General features: G+C 72.4%; 14 protein-coding genes. 12 read left to right on the top strand and 2 right to left on the bottom strand.

Annotated elements, in window-relative coordinates; translation table 11 throughout:
• Nucleotides 1–245: 245 nt before the first annotated feature.
• The gene (locus tag OG462_RS29270; protein WP_406062126.1) at nt 246–1,136 is read left to right on the top strand and encodes a lytic polysaccharide monooxygenase; all 891 of its coding nucleotides are present in this window, start codon (nt 246–248) and stop codon (nt 1,134–1,136) included.
• A 29-nt stretch (nt 1,137–1,165) separates the two neighbouring features.
• Here the strand turns inward: OG462_RS29270 and OG462_RS29265 are convergent, their stop codons facing one another.
• Entirely contained in the window at nt 1,166–1,777 is a 612-nt protein-coding gene (locus OG462_RS29265; RefSeq protein ID WP_406062124.1) for a DUF4240 domain-containing protein, read from the bottom strand.
• Between the two features lie 122 nt (nt 1,778–1,899).
• A complete protein-coding gene (gene lon / locus OG462_RS29260) occupies nt 1,900–4,311 on the bottom strand; it encodes an endopeptidase La (RefSeq protein ID WP_406062122.1) in 2,412 nt (803 codons plus the stop codon).
• A 181-nt stretch (nt 4,312–4,492) separates the two neighbouring features.
• On the opposite strand from lon, the gene OG462_RS29255 reads away from it, so the two are divergent.
• The 11 genes from OG462_RS29255 to OG462_RS29205 all read left to right on the top strand — a co-directional run bounded on the left by OG462_RS29255 (nt 4,493) and on the right by OG462_RS29205 (nt 17,363).
• Complete coding sequence (locus tag OG462_RS29255; RefSeq protein WP_406066768.1) at nt 4,493–5,137, top strand: DNA alkylation repair protein; 645 nt, start codon at nt 4,493–4,495, stop codon at nt 5,135–5,137.
• Between the two features lie 199 nt (nt 5,138–5,336).
• Nucleotides 5,337–5,951 (top strand): hypothetical protein, encoded by a 615-nt coding sequence (locus tag OG462_RS29250; RefSeq protein ID WP_406062120.1) that lies wholly within the window; start codon nt 5,337–5,339, stop codon nt 5,949–5,951.
• 53 nt (nt 5,952–6,004) lie between these two features.
• The gene (locus OG462_RS29245) at nt 6,005–6,640 is read left to right on the top strand and encodes an RNA polymerase sigma factor (protein ID WP_406062118.1); all 636 of its coding nucleotides are present in this window, start codon (nt 6,005–6,007) and stop codon (nt 6,638–6,640) included.
• Complete coding sequence (locus OG462_RS29240) at nt 6,637–7,605, top strand: zf-HC2 domain-containing protein (protein WP_406062116.1); 969 nt, start codon at nt 6,637–6,639, stop codon at nt 7,603–7,605. The genes OG462_RS29245 and OG462_RS29240 overlap by 4 nt, the downstream gene beginning before the upstream one ends.
• The gene (locus OG462_RS29235) at nt 7,602–8,399 is read left to right on the top strand and encodes an ABC transporter ATP-binding protein (protein WP_406062114.1); all 798 of its coding nucleotides are present in this window, start codon (nt 7,602–7,604) and stop codon (nt 8,397–8,399) included. The genes OG462_RS29240 and OG462_RS29235 overlap by 4 nt, the downstream gene beginning before the upstream one ends.
• The gene (locus OG462_RS29230; protein WP_406062112.1) at nt 8,396–9,712 is read left to right on the top strand and encodes a hypothetical protein; all 1,317 of its coding nucleotides are present in this window, start codon (nt 8,396–8,398) and stop codon (nt 9,710–9,712) included. The genes OG462_RS29235 and OG462_RS29230 overlap by 4 nt, the downstream gene beginning before the upstream one ends.
• On the top strand, nt 9,709–10,365 hold the full coding sequence (locus OG462_RS29225) for a hypothetical protein (protein WP_406062111.1): 657 nt from the start codon (nt 9,709–9,711) through the stop codon (nt 10,363–10,365). The genes OG462_RS29230 and OG462_RS29225 overlap by 4 nt, the downstream gene beginning before the upstream one ends.
• Before the next feature lie 306 nt (nt 10,366–10,671).
• On the top strand, nt 10,672–11,343 hold the full coding sequence (locus tag OG462_RS29220) for a spermidine synthase (RefSeq protein WP_406062109.1): 672 nt from the start codon (nt 10,672–10,674) through the stop codon (nt 11,341–11,343).
• A 71-nt stretch (nt 11,344–11,414) separates the two neighbouring features.
• Nucleotides 11,415–12,152, top strand: a complete 738-nt coding sequence (locus OG462_RS29215; RefSeq protein WP_030207163.1) for a response regulator transcription factor — start codon at nt 11,415–11,417, stop codon at nt 12,150–12,152.
• 29 nt (nt 12,153–12,181) lie between these two features.
• Complete coding sequence (locus OG462_RS29210; protein WP_406066767.1) at nt 12,182–13,273, top strand: ATP-binding protein; 1,092 nt, start codon at nt 12,182–12,184, stop codon at nt 13,271–13,273.
• Between the two features lie 268 nt (nt 13,274–13,541).
• Nucleotides 13,542–17,363: a multifunctional oxoglutarate decarboxylase/oxoglutarate dehydrogenase thiamine pyrophosphate-binding subunit/dihydrolipoyllysine-residue succinyltransferase subunit gene (locus tag OG462_RS29205; protein ID WP_406062106.1), complete on the top strand. Its 3,822-nt coding sequence runs from the start codon at nt 13,542–13,544 to the stop codon at nt 17,361–17,363.
• Nucleotides 17,364–17,397 lie beyond the last annotated feature (34 nt).

The raw sequence follows: 17,397 nt of genomic DNA, 5'->3' as shown, positions 1-17,397 counted from the left end.
CGGCTGACGTCGCCGCTGGTGAACGGCCGACGTCGCCGCTCGTGAACGACTGAAGCCCCGACAGCACGTGGCGGCCCCCGGGTGTGCGGCACCCCGGGGGCCGCTGCGGCTTTTCCGGTCCACCCCCTTGCCTATTGGTATGGACCAATGCGAGGCTCTACGGCGATCGCCCGGGATTCAACTTCCGTGTGCTCAGCGCGCGTTGCTCGTTCCGTCCTCCCCCACGCACGAGAGAGAGCCCCCGCATGCCGTCCTCCCGCCGTACCGCCGCCGGCGTCGCCGCCCTGTCCGCCGCAGCAGCCCTCGTCACCCTCACCCCCACCACCGCCAGCGCCCACGGTGCCGTCTTCAACCCCGTGAGCCGGGTGGCCGCCTGCTACGCCGAGGGCCCCGAGACCCCCAAGTCGCAGGTCTGCAAGGACCTCGTCGCCGACTCCGGCACCCAGCCGCTCTACGACTGGAACGAGGTCAACATCGCCAACGCCGCCGGACAGCACCAGGCCCTCATCCCGGACGGCAAGCTCTGCTCGGCCAACCGCGAGAAGTACCGGGCGCTCGACTGGGCGCGCACCGACTGGCCCGCGACGGCGGTCGCCGCGGGCAACTTCGACTTCAAGGTCCGGGTGACCGCCGCCCACTCCGGCACCATGACCGTCTACATCACCAAGCCGGGCTTCGACCCCACACAGCCCCTGAAGTGGTCGGACCTGGACGCGACCCCCGTCGCCGTCTACAACACCACCCGCACGGCCACCGACGGCTACTACAACTTCACGGGCAACCTCCCCGCCCGCACCGGCCGCCACATCGTCTACAAGGTGTGGCAGCGCAACGACAGCCCCGAGGCCTTCTACAGCTGCTCGGACGTCACCTTCGGCGGTACGGCCGCACAGGCTGCCACGGCGAAGGCGCAGGCGCAGGCTCCGACCGAGGCGAAGATCGCGGCGGGCGCGTCCCAGTCCACCGTGAGCCACGCGGGCCACGGCGGCGACGAGCAGGCCCCGGCACTCTCCGCCGAGACCGCCGAGACCCCCGCCTCGCCGCTCCCCCTGGCCCTCGCCGGCGCGGGCGCCCTCGCCACCTTCGCCGCGGGCAGCCTGCTCCTGGGCCGCCGTCGGAACTCGTCCGCCTCCTAGGAAGCTCCTGGACAGCTCCTGGACAGCTCCTAGGAGCCGGACGTCCCGAGCGGGAAGAGGGCGGTGAGCCGGGGTATCGCCACCCCCTCCGGACGAGACCCCCGGGGCTCGTCGCCCTCTTCCCACTCCCCCTCGAAGTCCCCGGAGAGTTCGTCCCCGAGCTCCTCGGCGAGTTCGTCGACGGACTCCGCGAACTCCTCGCCCTCGTCGTCCTCCTGGCCGGTCAGCTCGTCGTACGCGTCCTGGGCGACGAAGTCGAGCTCATCCCACTCGGGCCACTCGTCGTCGTCCCACTCGTCCCGGTGCCGGCCCACGAGGGCCCGTATCCCCGGCACGTCGGCCAGCGCGTCCGGGTCGGCGACGACCGACTCGTACACCTTGCGCCCCTGACCCACCAGCCAGAGCGTGAAGGAGTGGAATCCGTCGGTGGTGCAGTCACCGCTCTCGATCCGGTTCGCCGCCCGCCACACCGCGCGCGTGCCCGCGACGTCGCACGCGTCCTCAAGGCGCACCTGGAACTCCACACTCTCGGCGGTGGGGCGCCGGAGCAGCTCCGTGCGCAGCCACTCCAGCCGCTCGTCCCGGTCACCGGGGCGGCGGCTCAACTCGTCGATGAGAGCCCAGAAGGCGTCTTCGTTCATGCGTACGAGCATGACACCCCCGGCTGACATCCGGGTCACGAATTACCTGCGAGTATGCGCGCCCGCGGGGTATGACGGAGCGGGGCGCCCCGTCGAGGACACCCCGCTCCGTCAAGGGGGAGTTACGCCGCCACCCCCACCGGCACCGCCGCCGGGGCCAGGGCGATCTCCAGGACCTGACGGACGTCCGTCACCGGGTGGACCTCCAGCTTCTCCAGGATCTCGGCCGGGACGTCGTCCAGGTCGGCCTCGTTCCGCTTGGGGATCACGACCGTCGTGATGCCGGCCCGGTGCGCGGCGAGGAGCTTCTGCTTCACGCCGCCGATCGGGAGGACCCGGCCGGTGAGGGAGACCTCGCCGGTCATGGCCACGTCCGTACGGACCAGACGCCCGCTCAGCAGGGAGGCGAGTGCGGTCGTCATGGTGACGCCCGCGCTCGGGCCGTCCTTGGGGACCGCGCCCGCCGGGAAGTGGATGTGCACGCCCCGGTCCTTGAGGCCGGTGACGGGCAGTTCCAGTTCCGCGCCGTGCGAGCGGAGGAAGGAGAGCGCGATCTGCGCCGACTCCTTCATCACGTCGCCCAGCTGGCCGGTGAGGGTCAGCCCGGCGGCGCCGGTCTCCGGGTCGGCCAGGGACGCCTCCACGAAGAGGACGTCACCGCCCGCGCCGGTCACGGCGAGCCCGGTGGCGACACCGGGCACGGCGGTACGGCGCTCCGCCGGGTCCTGGGCCGACTCCGGCACGTGGTGCGGCCGGCCGATGAGGTCACGCAGGTCGTCCGGGCCGACCGTGAACGGCAGTTCCCGGTCGCCCAGTTCGTGCTGGGCCGCGACCTTGCGGAGCAGCCTGGAGATGGCCCGCTCCAGGGTGCGTACGCCCGCCTCGCGGGTGTACTCGCCGGCCAGCCTGCGCAGGCTCGCGTCCTCCAGGACGACCTCGCCGGGCTCCAGGCCCGCGCGCTCCAGCTGACGGGGCAGCAGGTGGTCGCGGGCGATGACGACCTTCTCGTCCTCCGTGTAGCCGTCGAGCCTGACCAGCTCCATGCGGTCGAGCAGCGCCTCGGGGATGGCTTCGAGGACGTTGGCCGTGGCCAGGAAGACGACGTCGGAGAGGTCGAGTTCGACCTCCAGGTAGTGGTCGCGGAAGGTGTGGTTCTGCGCCGGGTCGAGGACTTCGAGGAGGGCCGCAGCGGGGTCGCCGCGGAAGTCGGAGCCGACCTTGTCGATCTCGTCGAGCAGGACCACCGGGTTCATGGACCCGGCCTCCTTGATGGCCCGCACGATCCGGCCGGGCAGGGCGCCGACGTAGGTCCTGCGGTGACCGCGGATCTCCGCCTCGTCCCGTACGCCGCCGAGGGCGACGCGGACGAACTCGCGTCCCATCGCGTGCGCGACGGACTCGCCGAGCGAGGTCTTGCCGACGCCGGGCGGGCCGACGAGGGCGAGTACGGCTCCGCCGCGGCGGCCGCCGACCACGCCGAGGCCGCGCTCGGAGCGCCGCTTGCGCACCGCCAGGTACTCGGTGATCCGTTCCTTCACGTCGCCCAGGCCCGCGTGCTCGGCGTCGAGGACGGCGCGGGCGCCGCGGATGTCGTACCGGTCCTCCGTCCGCTCGTTCCACGGGAGTTCGAGGACGGTGTCCAGCCAGGTGCGGATCCAGGAACCCTCGGGGGACTGGTCGCTGGACCGCTCCAGCTTCTCGACCTCCTTGAGGGCGGCCTCGCGGACCTTCTCGGGCAGGTCGGCGGCCTCCACGCGGGCGCGGTAGTCGTCGGACTCGTCGCCCTCGGCCTCGCCGTTGAGGTCACGGAGCTCCTTGCGGACGGCTTCGAGCTGGCGGCGGAGCAGGAATTCGCGCTGCTGCTTGTCGACGCCCTCCTGGACGTCCTTGGCGATGGTCTCGGCGACGTCCTGCTCGGCGAGGTGCTCGCGGAGCTGGACGGTGGCGAGCTTGAGGCGGGCGACCGGGTCGGCGGTCTCCAGGAGCGCGACCTTCTGCTCGACGGTGAGGAAGGGCGAGTATCCGGAGTTGTCGGCGAGGGCGCCGACGCCGTCGATCTGCTGGACGCGGTCGACGACCTGCCAGGCACCGCGCTTCTTGAGCCAGCTGGTGGCCAGCGCCTTGTACTCCTTGATCAGGTCGGTGACCTGACCGGGCAGCGGTTCGGGCAGGGTCTCCTCGACGGTGCTGCCCTCGACCCACAGGGCCGCGCCGGGCCCGGTCGTACCGGCGCCGATGCGCACGCGGCCGAGGCCGCGGATCAGGGCGCCGGGGTCGCCGTCGGACAGCCGTCCGACCTGCTCGACGGTGCCCAGGACGCCGGTCCCGGCGTAGGTCCCGTCGACGCGGGGCACGAGCAGCACCCGCGGCTTGCCCGCACCGGGCCTCGCGGCGGCCTGGGCGGCCTCGACGGCGGCACGTACGTCGTTGTCCGACAGGTCGAGCGGCACCACCATTCCGGGCAGCACGACCTCGTCGTCGAGCGGCAGCACAGGCAGAGTGAGCGGCACGGACGGCTTGGAGTCAGAAGCCATGATCTCCCCTTCGGCAGTCAAGTTGAGCTATGTCGACTCAATGCATGTGAGCCCGAGGATGTTCCCGGACGCCTGTTCGCTCTGAGCGATCATCGTCGCCGTAGGCTGGGCCCGTGCGGACGGACAAAAGGCTCGCGACGGGCAGGAGGCTGTGGTGACCGGAACGACGGTGGCGGAGGTCATGGCCGAGCTGGCCGGCCTGGAGGACCCGAAGACGCGCGCGGCGAACGAGAAGCGCGGTGACGACCACGGGGTGAACCTCGGCAAGCTGCGTGCGGTCGCGAAGCGGCTCAAGACGCAGCAGGACCTCGCGCGCGACCTGTGGGCGACGGACGACACCGCGGCGAGGCTCCTGGCGCTCCTGATCTGCCGCCCGAAGGCCTTCGGGCGCGACGAGCTGGACACCATGCTGCGCGAGGCGCGCGCCCCCAAGGTGCACGACTGGCTCGTGAACTACGTGGTGAAGAAGAGCCCGCACGCGGAGGAACTGCGCCTCGCCTGGTCCGGGGACCCGGATCCGGTCGTCGCGAGCGCGGGCTGGGCGCTGACCGCCGAGCGGGTGGTGAAGAAGCCCGAGGGCATCGACCTGGAGGGCCTGCTCGATGTCGTCGAGGCGGAGATGAAGGACGCCCCGGACCGTCTGCAGTGGGCGATGAACACCTGCCTGGCGCAGGTCGGGATCGAGCACCCCGAGCACCGCGCCCGGGCCGTCGACATCGGCGAGCGCCTGGAAGTACTCAAGGACTACCCGACTCCCCCGAACTGCACGTCCCCGTTCGCGCCCGCCTGGATCGCCGAAATGGTGCGCCGCCGGCAAGACGCCTAGGGAGGGTCCGGACGATGCGCCGCCGGCAGGACGCCTAGGGAGGTCCGGACGATGCGCCGCCGGCAGGACGCCTAGGGGCCGTCTCCGGCCCTGATCCGCCGGACACCCCCAAGCCGAACGGTCCGCCGTCGGCGGGACGCGTGAACGAAACCTGGCCTTCCGGCTGCGCGTGGTGCCCGTCACCCGGCATGCTCGGTCCATGGTGCGAGGCGTACGGGGAACGTGGTGCGGGACCCTGCTTCTGGTCGGGGTCCTGGTCGGCGGTACGAGCGGCTGCGGGCCCGAGAGCCCGCCCGCGCCCGGCGGACCGCCTTCGGGGGTGAGCGGACCGGCCGTGCCGGGTGCCACAACGACGACAACGTCGACCGCGACCACGCCGGTCCGGGGCACCCCTCCCCCGTCGGCGGCGAGCGGGACCGCCACACCGAGCGCCGGCACGAGCCCGGGAACCCCGTCGGCGGACCCCCAGCCCGGTGAGGTCCTCGTCGAGGTGGTCGTCAGCGGCGGCTTCGCCGGTGTCCGCAACCAGCTCGTCGTCCACTACGACGGCACCTGGACCAGCCGCTCCGGCACCAAGCCGCCCCGCACCGGGCGGCAGACCCCCGCCGAGGCCGCCGAACTCCGCGCGGCCCTGGAGGACCCCGCGTACGCCCGGGTCCCGGCCCGCCCGACCGGCAGCCCGATCGCCGACGGCTTCCAGTACCTCGTCACGTACCGTCATCACCTGGTCGTCGCGGGAGACGGCGAGCGCCCGCCCGCGCTCCAGCGGGTCTTCGCCGCCCTCCCGGAGGGCGGCCCGCCCACGAACCCCTGAGCCGCGCACCGGAACGGAGAACCGAACCGGGGCACGCGCGCGATAGAGAAGGCGTGAGACTGTTGCGCCCCAGTGGGGGAGGCCCCTCCGGGGGCGACGAGGACGACGACGCGGCGCTGCTGCGCGCGGTCGCCCGGGGAGACTCCGAGGCCCTCGCCGTGCTGTACGACCGGCACGCCGGCTGGCTGCACGCGCGCCTCGCCCGGCGCTGCCCGGACGAGGAGACCGTACGGGAGGTCCTCCAGGACACCTTCGTCACGGTCTGGCGCTCGGCCGGCGGCCACCGGGGCCGGGGTGAGGCCGGTGGCTGGATCTGGGTGATCGCCGCCCGGCGCCTGGTGGACGCCCAGCGGGCCCGGGCCCGCGTGGAGCGGGTCGTGGAACGGGCGGCCGAACGCGCCGCCGCGCCCACGGAGCCGCAGATCGCCGCGCGCTCCGCCGAGGACCGGGTGCTCGCCGGCCTTGAGTACGGGGAGGTCGGCGCGGCCCTCGACCGGATCTCGCCCGAACTCGCCGAGGTCCTGCGGGCGACCGTCGTCGACGGCCTGACGACCCGCGAGACCGCCCGGCTCCTCGGCATACCCGAGGGCACCGTCAAGACCCGCGCCCTGCGCGCCCGCCGCGAACTGCGCGCCGCACTCGGGGCGGCACACCCCGGGGGCCCACACGCCTTGGGAGGCACCGCATGACGGCACCCCGACGCCTGGGGAACCACGGGACCCCCGGGTCCTCCGGGTCCTACTCCCGTTCCTCCGGGCACTCCGGGTCCTCCGCGTCCCCCGGGACCCCCTGGCACGTCTCCGACGCGCTCGCCCTCCGGTACGCCGAAGGCTCCGCCGCCGAGACCGACGCCTGGTCGCTGGAGAAGCACGTCGAGTCCTGCGCGGGCTGCGCGGGCCGCGTCTCCGCCGCCGTACGGGCCGGCACGGCGGGCCCGACCCTGGCGGCCGTCCGCGCCGAGCTCCTGACCTCCCTCGGTCACCGGCCCGCACCCGCCGCCCCCGTCTCCCCCGCCGGCGGCCCCCTCGGGCGGTGGGCGCGGGTCGGATGGGCCGTCGGGCCCGCGCTGCGCGGGTCCTGGGTGGTGGCCGTGGTTCTCGTCGTCGGTGGGGCCTTCGGGCTCGCCTACGGGGCCGGGTTCCAGGGCGCACGGAGTCTGCTGCTCGCCCTCGCGCCCGTCCTTCCGCTCGCCGGTGTCGCCGTCTCGTACGGACGCCATGCCGACCCCCTGTACGAGATCACCGCCGCCACCCCGTCCGGCGGGCTGCGGCTGCTGCTCACCCGTACCGCCGCCGTCCTCGCCGTGTGCGTACCGCTGCTGACCGCGGGCGGGGCGCTGCTCCCGCCGGTGGCCGGGTTCCCGGGGGCCGCCGCCTGGCTGCTTCCCGGCCTGGCGCTGACCCTGGCCACGCTCGCGCTCGGCTCGTTCGTCGGCTGCCGGGCAGCGGCCGCGACGCTCGGCGGCGGGTGGCTGCTCGCCGTCACGGGCCCCCTGCTCGGACAGCCGGACGCGGAGCCCGGTTCGGGAGCCGCCTCGCTCGCCCCGTACTTCTCCGGCCCCGCCGCGCAAGGGGGGTGGGCCGCCGCCGCGCTGGCCTGCGCGGCCCTCATCGCGCTGCGGCGCCGTTCCTTCGACCACCTGGAGCCCCGGTGAACACCTCGACCGCCGTCGCGGTGAGCGGCCTGACCGTCCGCCACCGCCGTACCGTCGCCCTCGACCGGCTCGACCTGTCCCTCGGGCCCGGCGTCCACGGCCTGCTCGGCCCGAACGGGGCCGGGAAGACCTCCCTCATCCGGGTCCTCGCGACCGTCGCCGCGCCTTCCTCCGGCCGGGTGGAGCTGCTCGGCGGGGACGCCACCAACCACCGCGAACGCACCGACATACGGCGCCGGCTCGGGTATCTGCCGCAGGATTTCGGCTTCTACCCGGCCTTCACGGTGCGGGAGTTCGTCGCGTACATCGCCTGGCTCAAGGAGGTGCCGGCCGACCGGGTCCCTGCGGCGGTGGAGCGCGCGGTGCGACGCGTCGGACTCGCCGACCGGATCGACGCGAAGATGAAGACGCTGTCGGGCGGCATGGTCCGGCGCGCCGGAATCGCCCAGGCCATCGTGAACGAACCGGAGTTGCTGCTGCTCGACGAGCCGACCGCCGGCCTCGACCCCGAGCAGCGGGTCGACTTCCGTTCGCTGCTGCGGGAGTTGGGCAGGGAGGCGACGGTGCTGGTCTCCACGCACCTGGTGGAGGACGTGGCCGCGGCCTGTACCGAGGTCGCCCTCATCGAGGCGGGCCGCCTCGCCTTCCAGGGCACGACGGCCGAACTCACCGCGCTCGGCGGGGAGCCCACCGACGCGAACGACTCCACGACCCACGCCGTCGAACGCGGCTACACGGCCGCCCTGCGCGCCCACCGGGCCCCCGCGGACCACGCGAAGGGGGCGCTCCGGTGACCGCCACCCTCACCCCTCCCCGTACCGGACGGGCCACGCCCGCACAGAAGCCTCTTCTGATCGAGCTGCGTCGTGGGCTCGGACCCTGGACCGGCCTCGCCGCTCTCCTCACCGTTCTCGTGACGATGTACGGCAAGGCGCCCGGCTGGCAGGGCCATTGGGCCGCCGTCACCAACCTGCTGCACGTGTCCGCCGGACTGCTGGCCGGGCCGCTCGCGCTCGCGGCCGGCTGCTGGCAGGGCGGCCGGGACCGGCGACGCGGGACGGCGGACCTCTGGGAGTCCGTCCCCCGGTCACCGCTGCGCCGCCTGTTCGTCACGGTCGCCCCGTCCGCGCTCTGGCCCGCCGCCGGGGTCCTCCTCGCCGACGCCGTCTGCCTCCTCGCGACCTGGCCGTACGCCTCCGCGGGCCGCCCCTACCTCGAACTCCTCGCCACCGACGTCGTCGCCGTCGCCACCCTCGGCGCGCTCGGCCATGTCGTCGGACGGGTGGTCCGGTGGCGGCTGACCGCCCCTCTCCTGGGCATCGTCGGGTACGTCGGGCTCGCCGTCGGCACGTATACGCAGAGCGCCGCGCGCTGGCTGGGCCCCGCCGCCGACCACCAGTTCCTCTGGGACCGGCCGGTGTGGTGGTTCGGGCCCGTGTCGATGGTCTGGACGACGGGGCTCGCGCTCACCGCGCTCCTCGCGCACGGACTGCGCCCGGCCCGGCTGCGGCCGCTCGCCCTGGTTCCGCTGGCCTTCGCCGTGGCCGCCGCCGGTCTGATCCTGCGGCTGCCGCCGGACGAGGGGCCGTGGCGCACGGACCCGGCCCTGTCCCGGCAGGTCTGTGACGACGGCACGCCGCAGGTGTGTCTGACGGCCGTGGACAAGGGGCTGCTGCCGGAGGTGTCGGCGGCGCTCGCCCCGCTGAACGCGCGCCTCAAGGGGCTGCCCGGCGCCCCCGTCCGCTGGATCGGCGGGCCGGAGGCACCCGCCCCCGGCGAGGTGGGACTGCCCGACGCCGGACAGGAGTCGGTGCGCGGCCGTCTTCTGCGCCCTGATCTGTATGTGAACTCGGCCGTGACCTGGCTGTTCTCGGCCACCTGCACGCCGGGCGACTTCGCGGGGCCGAACGCGGAGCGGGCGAGCACCATCCACCTCGCCGTCATCGAGTGGCTGGCCCCGACCCCGGAGGACTACGGTCCCGATACGACCGCCGCCCAGCCGTACATCGATCGGCTCCACGCCAAGTCCCCGGCCGCCCAACGCGACTACCTTGCGCGTTATCTGGCGGCGGACGGCTGCGATCCGGACGAGGTGCCGGTCCCGTGAGGCACACGCGCACCGAAGCCGCACTGCTCCGTCCGAACCGTCCGACCCGTCCCCTCCGGCTCTATCTGCGCTCCCGCGCGGTGCCCGGCGCGCTCGCCGCTCTCGTCGGCAGTACCGCGGTCGCCGCCTGGGCGGCCTGGTGGCTGGAGTCGCTGCCCTCGTTCGACCACACGGCCCGGCTGCCGGTCGTCATCCTCGGCCCGCTGCTCGCGGCGGCCACGATCGGCACCAGTCTGCACACGCCGAGCGACGAGCTGGACCGTACGGCGGTACGCGCGTGGTGGCCCCGCCGTCTCGCCCATGTGCTCGCCCCGGCCGCCCTCGCCGTGGTGCTGTTCGCCCTGGCGGTGCCGGGCCACGCGGAGGAGTTCGGCGCGCTCGCCGCCGTACGCAACACCCTCGGGCTCGTGGGGGTGACGGCGGGCGCCGCCGCCGTCATCGGCGCCCGGCTGAGCTGGCTGCCGTCGGCCTTCTTCGTGGGCACGGTCTATCTCGCCGCCCCGTCCCGGCCGGGCGGCGCGGCGCAGTGGTGGGCCTGGGTGATGCAGCCGGGCCCGCAGGGCGGTGCGTGGACGATGGCGGTCGCCGCCTTCGTGGCGGGCACGGGGCTGTACGCGTGGCGGGGTGCGCGCCGTGTGACCGGCGAGTCCTGACGAGCCGGTCGCCGGCCGGGTGGACTTGATGGACTCGGGCCGGATCTTCAAGGCGCGCGCCGAGGGGCCGCCCGGCCCGTCGACGCCGGATCTCCGAGGCGCGTCGAGGGGCCGCCCGGCCCGTCCCGAACAGCAGGGCGGACCCGGTGTTCCCGTACGGCCGCAGTCTGCGCGGCTGACCGGCCGGATCGTTTCTGCAGTGTCCGGATCCCATCTCCCCTCCCCCGTAACGCGTTTGTCCCCGCCACCGGCGTCCCGTAAGGATGGACAAGGACGGCTGCCGAGCCGAGAGCGGAGAGACCGACCATGTCAGGAACCGTCACCCTCGACCGCCGCGAAGGACCGTACGGAGAGGTCGTGCTGCGCCGCCGCGCCGAGCACTTCGAGATCATCGCCAACGGGACCTTCCTGATGGACACCTCCGACGGGCGCTCGGAGCGGCTCCTGATCGACGCGGCGCAGGCCGCGCTCCCCGAGTCGTCCCGCTCCGGCGCGTCCGTGCTCGTCGGCGGTCTCGGCGTCGGTTTCTCGCTCGCCCACGCCGCCGCCGACCCCCGCTGGGGCCGGATCGCGGTCGTCGAGCGGGAGGAGGCGATCATCGACTGGCACCGCCGGGGGCCGCTCGCCTCGATCTCCGGAGCCGCTCTCGCCGATTCCCGGACCGTGATCCTGCACACGGACCTCGTGGACTACCTCCGCACCTCCCCGGACACCTACGACGCCCTCTGTCTGGACATCGACAACGGGCCCGACTGGACGGTCACCGAGGACAACGAATCCCTGTACGCGGCCGAGGGATTGGCGGCCTGCGCGGCCCGTCTGAACCCCGGCGGAGTGCTCGCCGTATGGTCCGCCCGGCCCTCCGTCGATTTCGAAGGGTCCTTGCGGAATGCCGGATTCAGCGGGGTACGGACGGAAGAGATCCCCGTTGCCCGGGGCGTCCCCGACGCGGTCCACCTCGGCGTCCGTCCCGGATAAGTCCTGGATAGCCGGGACGCCACCGGTACCTCTAGGCTGCTGAGCCGACATCGGCGACGCGAGGCGGGGCAATGGAGCAGACACACACCACTCACCACGGTGCGGCGGCCACTCCGGGTGCCCAGCGCCGGGTACTCGTGGTCGAGGACGACGCGACGATCGTGGAAGCGATCTCCGCGCGGCTGCGGGCCGAGGGCTTTCTCGTCCAGACCGCGACCGACGGCCCCGCGGCCGTGGACGCGGCCGAGGCATGGCAGCCGGACCTGATGGTCCTCGACGTGATGCTGCCCGGATTCGACGGCCTGGAGGTGTGCCGCCGGGTCCAGGCCCAGCGCCCCGTCCCGGTCCTCATGCTGACCGCCCGCGACGACGAGACCGACATGCTGGTCGGTCTCGGTGTGGGCGCGGACGACTACATGACCAAGCCGTTCTCGATGCGGGAGCTGGCCGCCCGGGTGCACGTGCTGCTCCGCCGGGTGGAGCGGGCCGCGCTGGCGGCCGTGACCCCGCGCAGCGGCATCCTGCGCCTGGGCGAGCTGGAGATCGACCACGCGCAGCGCCGGGTCCGGGTGCGCTCCGAGGACGTGCACCTGACTCCGACCGAGTTCGACCTGCTGGTCTGCCTGGCGAGCACTCCCCGGGCGGTCCTCTCCCGCGAGCAGCTGCTCGCCGAGGTGTGGGACTGGGCGGACGCCTCGGGCACCCGGACCGTGGACAGCCACATCAAGGCGCTGCGCCGGAAGATCGGGGCCGAGCGGATCCGCACGGTGCATGGCGTCGGTTACGCACTGGAGACTCCGGCGCTGTGAACCGGCGGGGGCCCGGCGGGCCGCGGGAGCTGCGAAGACCGGACGGCGGGGTGCGCCGGCCGCACCGGATCGTGATCTCGATCAAGACCAAGCTGGGCGCACTGGTCGTCGGGGCGGTCCTGCTGACCTCGGGCCTCGCCCTGGTGGCCATCCGCACGTCCACGGAGTTCCGGTACATCACGATCTTCGCGATGATCGCGACCCTGCTGATCACCCAGTTCGTGGCACAGTCCCTGACGGCGCCGCTGGACGAGATGACCACGGTGGCCGGGACGATCTCGCGCGGGGACTTCACCCGGCGGGTGCGGGGCGCGGACCGGCGGGACGAGCTGGGCGACCTGGCGTCGACGATCAACCGCATGGCGGACGATCTGGAGGCCGTCGACCGGCACCGCAAGGAGCTGGTCGCCAATGTGTCGCACGAGCTGCGGACCCCGATCGCCGCACTCAGGGCCGTACTGGAGAACGTCGTGGACGGGGTGTCCGAGGCGGATCCGGAGACGATGCGGTCGGCGCTGAAGCAGACCGAGCGACTGGGCCGGCTGGTGGAGACGCTGCTGGATCTGTCACGTCTTGACAACGGTGTCGTCGCGCTGAGGGCGAGCCGTTTCGAGGTCTGGCCGTATCTGTCCGGAGTTCTGCGGGAGGCGAATCTGGCCGCCTCGCAGCGCGGGCTCTCGTCCACCTCGGGCCTGCACAACCGGACGGACGTCCATCTGCATCTGGACGTGTCGCCGCCCGAGCTGGTGGCGCACGCGGACGCGGAGCGGCTGCACCAGGTCATGGCGAACCTGATCGACAACGCGGTGAAGCACTCGCCGCCGCACGGCCGCGTCACGGTCAGGGCCCGGCGCGGCCCGTACCCGGACTCGCTGGAGCTGGAGGTCGAGGACGAGGGTCCCGGCATCCCGGAGTCGGAGCGGCACAAGGTCTTCGAGCGCTTCAACCGGGGCACGGCGCCGCTCCGGCAGGGCCCGGGGAGCGACGGCGGCACGGGGCTCGGTCTCGCGATCGCCCGCTGGGCGGTGGATCTGCACGGCGGCGGGATCGGGGTGGCCGAATCATCACGTGGCTGCCGGATCAGGGTCACTCTTCCGGGCAGCCTCCCTCCGAGAGATTGACGTAGGGTCGAACCGGAAGAGCTCGTTCTGCGTGTTCATGAGCGGGACGTGATCAGGGGTGCGGCCGAAGCGGGTCGTGCCTGCGCTTTTCCGTACCCTCACACATGCGGAACCACGCTTGTTTCCCGCCATTCACGGCACCGAAACACCTCGTCAAGTGTGACTTGCGCGACGTTGGCGCTCCCTGCCTGCACCTCCCGGCCGGACAGGCGTAGCCTTTATTTCCGCTGTCCATCACCTTGTGAAGCGGAAGAGGGCGGTTGCCGCCGTGTCGTCTCAGTCCCCCAGTACCCCGAGCTCCCCGACCGACCAGGACGGGCAGGGCAAGAGCCCCGCAGCCGCCTTCGGTGCCAATGAGTGGCTCGTCGACGAGATCTACCAGCAGTACCTCCAGGACCCGAATTCGGTCGATCGTGCCTGGTGGGACTTCTTCGCCGACTACAAGCCCGGAGCGTCGGAGACCCCGACCGCCCCGGCACCGACCACGCCGAGCGCCCCCGCGGTGCCGCAGGCGGGCCCCGCACAGGCCGCGCCTGCCGCTCCTGCGGCCGTTCCGGCTCCCGCGCCCGCTCCGGTCGCGGCTCCGGCCCCCGCGCCCGCCCCGGCGCCCGTGAAGCCCGCCGCGGCCCCTGCCGCGCCGGTCGCCGCGAAGCCGGCCGCCGCCGCTCCCGCCCCGGTGAAGGCCGCTCCGGCCGCCGCCAAGCCTGCGGCCGAGGCCCCTGTCGGCCCCGAGCTGGTCACGCTGCGCGGTCCCGCCGCCGCGGTCGCGAAGAACATGAACGCCTCCCTGGAGGTGCCGACGGCCACGTCCGTCCGCGCCGTCCCGGTGAAGCTGCTCTTCGACAACCGGATCGTGATCAACAACCACCTGAAGCGCGCCCGGGGCGGGAAGATCTCCTTCACGCACCTCATCGGCTACGCGATGGTGCAGGCGATCAAGGCCATGCCGTCGATGAACTACTCCTTCGCGGAGAAGGACGGCAAGCCGACCCTGGTCAAGCCGGAGCACGTGAACTTCGGTCTCGCGATCGACCTGGTGAAGCCCAACGGCGACCGCCAGCTCGTCGTCGCGGGCATCAAGAAGGCCGAGACGCTCAACTTCTTCGAGTTCTGGCAGGCGTACGAGGACATCGTCAAGCGCGCCCGCGTGGGCAAGCTGACGATGGAGGACTTCACCGGCGTCACGGTCTCCCTGACCAACCCCGGCGGCCTCGGCACCGTCCACTCCGTGCCGCGTCTGATGCCCGGACAGTCGGTCATCATGGGCGTCGGCTCGATGGACTACCCGGCCGAGTTCCAGGGCACCTCCCAGGACACCCTGAACAAGCTGGGCATCTCGAAGGTCATGACCCTGACCTCGACGTACGACCACCGCGTCATCCAGGGCGCCGCCTCCGGCGAGTTCCTGCGCGTCGTCGCCAACTTCCTCCTCGGCGAGGAGGGCTTCTACGACGACATCTTCAAGGCCCTGCGCATCCCCTACGAGCCGGTCCGCTGGCTCAAGGACATCGACGCCTCGCACGACGACGACGTCACCAAGGCCGCGCGCGTCTTCGAGCTCATCCACTCCTACCGGGTCCGCGGCCACGTCATGGCCGACACCGACCCGCTGGAGTACAAGCAGCGCAAGCACCCCGACCTGGACATCACCGAGCACGGCCTCACCCTGTGGGACCTGGAGCGGGAGTTCGCGGTCGGTGGCTTCGCCGGCAAGTCGATGATGAAGCTCCGCGACATCCTCGGCGTGCTGCGCGACTCGTACTGCCGCACCACCGGCGTCGAGTTCATGCACATCCAGGACCCGAAGCAGCGCAAGTGGATCCAGGACCGCGTCGAGCGCCCGCACTCCCGTGTGGAGCGCGAGGAGCAGCTGCGGATCCTGCGCCGGCTGAACGCGGCGGAGGCCTTCGAGACCTTCCTGCAGACCAAGTACGTCGGTCAGAAGCGCTTCTCCCTGGAGGGCGGCGAGTCCGTCATCCCGCTGCTCGACGCGGTCATCGACTCGGCCGCCGAGTCGCGCCTCGACGAGGTCGTCATCGGCATGGCCCACCGCGGCCGGCTGAACGTCCTGGCGAACATCGTCGGCAAGTCGTACGCGCAGATCTTCCGCGAGTTCGAGGGCAACCTCGACCCGAAGTCGATGCACGGCTCCGGCGACGTCAAGTACCACCTGGGCGCCGAGGGCACCTTCACCGGCCTCGACGGCGAGCAGATCACGGTCTCCCTGGCCGCCAACCCCTCGCACCTCGAGGCGGTCGACCCGGTCCTGGAAGGCATCGTCCGCGCCAAGCAGGACGTCATCAACAAGGGCGGCACGGACTTCACCGTCCTGCCCGTCGCCCTGCACGGTGACGCGGCCTTCGCCGGCCAGGGTGTCGTCGCCGAGACGCTGAACATGTCGCAGCTGCGCGGTTACCGCACCGGCGGCACGGTCCACATCGTCATCAACAACCAGGTCGGCTTCACCGCCGCCCCGGAGTCCTCGCGTTCCTCGATGTACGCGACCGACGTGGCCCGCATGATCGAGGCGCCGATCTTCCACGTGAACGGCGACGACCCGGAGGCCGTGGTCCGCGTCGCGCGGCTCGCCTTCGAGTTCCGCCAGACGTTCAACAAGGACGTCGTGATCGACCTCATCTGCTACCGCCGCCGCGGTCACAACGAGGGCGACAACCCGCAGTTCACCAACCCGCAGATGTACAACCTGATCGACAAGAAGCGTTCGGTGCGCAAGCTGTACACCGAGTCGCTCATCGGTCGCGGTGACATCACCCTCGAAGAGGCGGAGCAGGCGCTCCAGGACTTCCAGGGCCAGCTGGAGAAGGTGTTCGCGGAGGTCCGCGAGGCCACCGCCGCCCCGGCCGTGGCGACCGTGCCGGACGCCAGGGCCGCGTTCCCGGTCGGCGTCACCACCGCGGTCTCCGCGGAGGTCGTGAAGCGGATCGCCGAGTCGCAGGTCAGCATCCCGGAGCGGATCACGGTCCACCCGCGTCTGATGCCTCAGATGCAGCGCCGCGCCGCCTCCGTCGAGGACGGCACGATCGACTGGGGCATGGGCGAGACCCTCGCCATCGGCTCGCTGCTCATGGAGGGCACCCCGGTCCGGCTGTCCGGCCAGGACTCCCGCCGCGGCACCTTCGGTCAGCGTCACGCGGTCCTGGTGGACCAGGAGACCGGCGAGGACTACACCCCGCTGCTCTACCTGACCGAGGAGCAGGCCCACTACAACGTCTACGACTCGCTGCTCAGCGAGTACGCGGCGATGGGCTTCGAGTACGGCTACTCGCTGGCCCGCCCCGAGGCACTGGTCGTCTGGGAGGCCCAGTTCGGTGACTTCGTCAACGGCGCGCAGACCGTCGTCGACGAGTTCATCTCCTCGGCCGAGCAGAAGTGGGGCCAGACCTCCGGCGTCACGCTGCTCCTGCCCCACGGCTACGAGGGCCAGGGCCCGGACCACTCGTCCGCGCGCCCGGAGCGCTTCCTCCAGATGTGCGCGCAGGACAACATGACGATCGCGATGCCGACGCTGCCGTCGAACTACTTCCACCTGCTGCGCTGGCAGGTCCACAACCCGCACCACAAGCCGCTCATCGTCTTCACCCCGAAGTCGATGCTGCGTCTGAAGGCCGCGGCGTCCAAGGCGGAGGAGTTCACCACCGGCGGCTTCCGCCCGGTGATCGGTGACGCGACGGCGAACCCGGCCGACGTCCGCAAGGTCGTCTTCTGCGCCGGCAAGGTCTACTACGACCTGGAGGCCGAGCGTCAGAAGCGCGGCGACACGGAGACCGCGATCATCCGCCTCGAGCGCCTGTACCCGCTGCCGGGTGCCGAGCTCCAGGCCGAGATCGCCAAGTACCCGAACGCCGCGAAGTACATCTGGGCGCAGGAGGAGCCGGCGAACCAGGGTGCGTGGCCGTTCATCGCGCTCAACCTGATCGACCACCTGGACCTGGCGGTCGGCGCGGACATCCCGGCGGGCGAGCGCCTGCGCCGGATCTCGCGTCCGCACTCCTCCTCCCCGGCGGTCGGCTCGGCCAAGCGCCACCAGGCGGAGCAGCAGCAGCTGGTCAACGAGGTCTTCGACGCCTGATCGTCGTACCGCGTGAGGAGGCCCGGCACCCCCT

This window comes from Streptomyces sp. NBC_01077, from assembly GCF_045162855.1.
Classification (GTDB): domain Bacteria; phylum Actinomycetota; class Actinomycetes; order Streptomycetales; family Streptomycetaceae; genus Streptomyces.
The sequence above is the reverse complement of the archived record's forward strand: the minus strand, read 5'-3'. Positions and strand labels throughout refer to the sequence as shown.

Coding starts and splice junctions, on each gene's coding strand:
- OG462_RS29270 (WP_406062126.1), top strand. CDS start 246: ATGCCGTCCTCCCGCCGTACCGCCGCCGGCGTCGCCGCCCTGTCCGCC.
- OG462_RS29240 (WP_406062116.1), top strand. CDS start 6,637: ATGACGGCACCCCGACGCCTGGGGAACCACGGGACCCCCGGGTCCTCC.
- OG462_RS29255 (WP_406066768.1), top strand. CDS start 4,493: ATGGCCGAGCTGGCCGGCCTGGAGGACCCGAAGACGCGCGCGGCGAAC.
- OG462_RS29215 (WP_030207163.1), top strand. CDS start 11,415: ATGGAGCAGACACACACCACTCACCACGGTGCGGCGGCCACTCCGGGT.
- OG462_RS29265 (WP_406062124.1), bottom strand. CDS start 1,777: ATGAACGAAGACGCCTTCTGGGCTCTCATCGACGAGTTGAGCCGCCGC.
- OG462_RS29250 (WP_406062120.1), top strand. CDS start 5,337: ATGGTGCGAGGCGTACGGGGAACGTGGTGCGGGACCCTGCTTCTGGTC.
- OG462_RS29220 (WP_406062109.1), top strand. CDS start 10,672: ATGTCAGGAACCGTCACCCTCGACCGCCGCGAAGGACCGTACGGAGAG.
- lon (WP_406062122.1), bottom strand. CDS start 4,311: ATGGCTTCTGACTCCAAGCCGTCCGTGCCGCTCACTCTGCCTGTGCTG.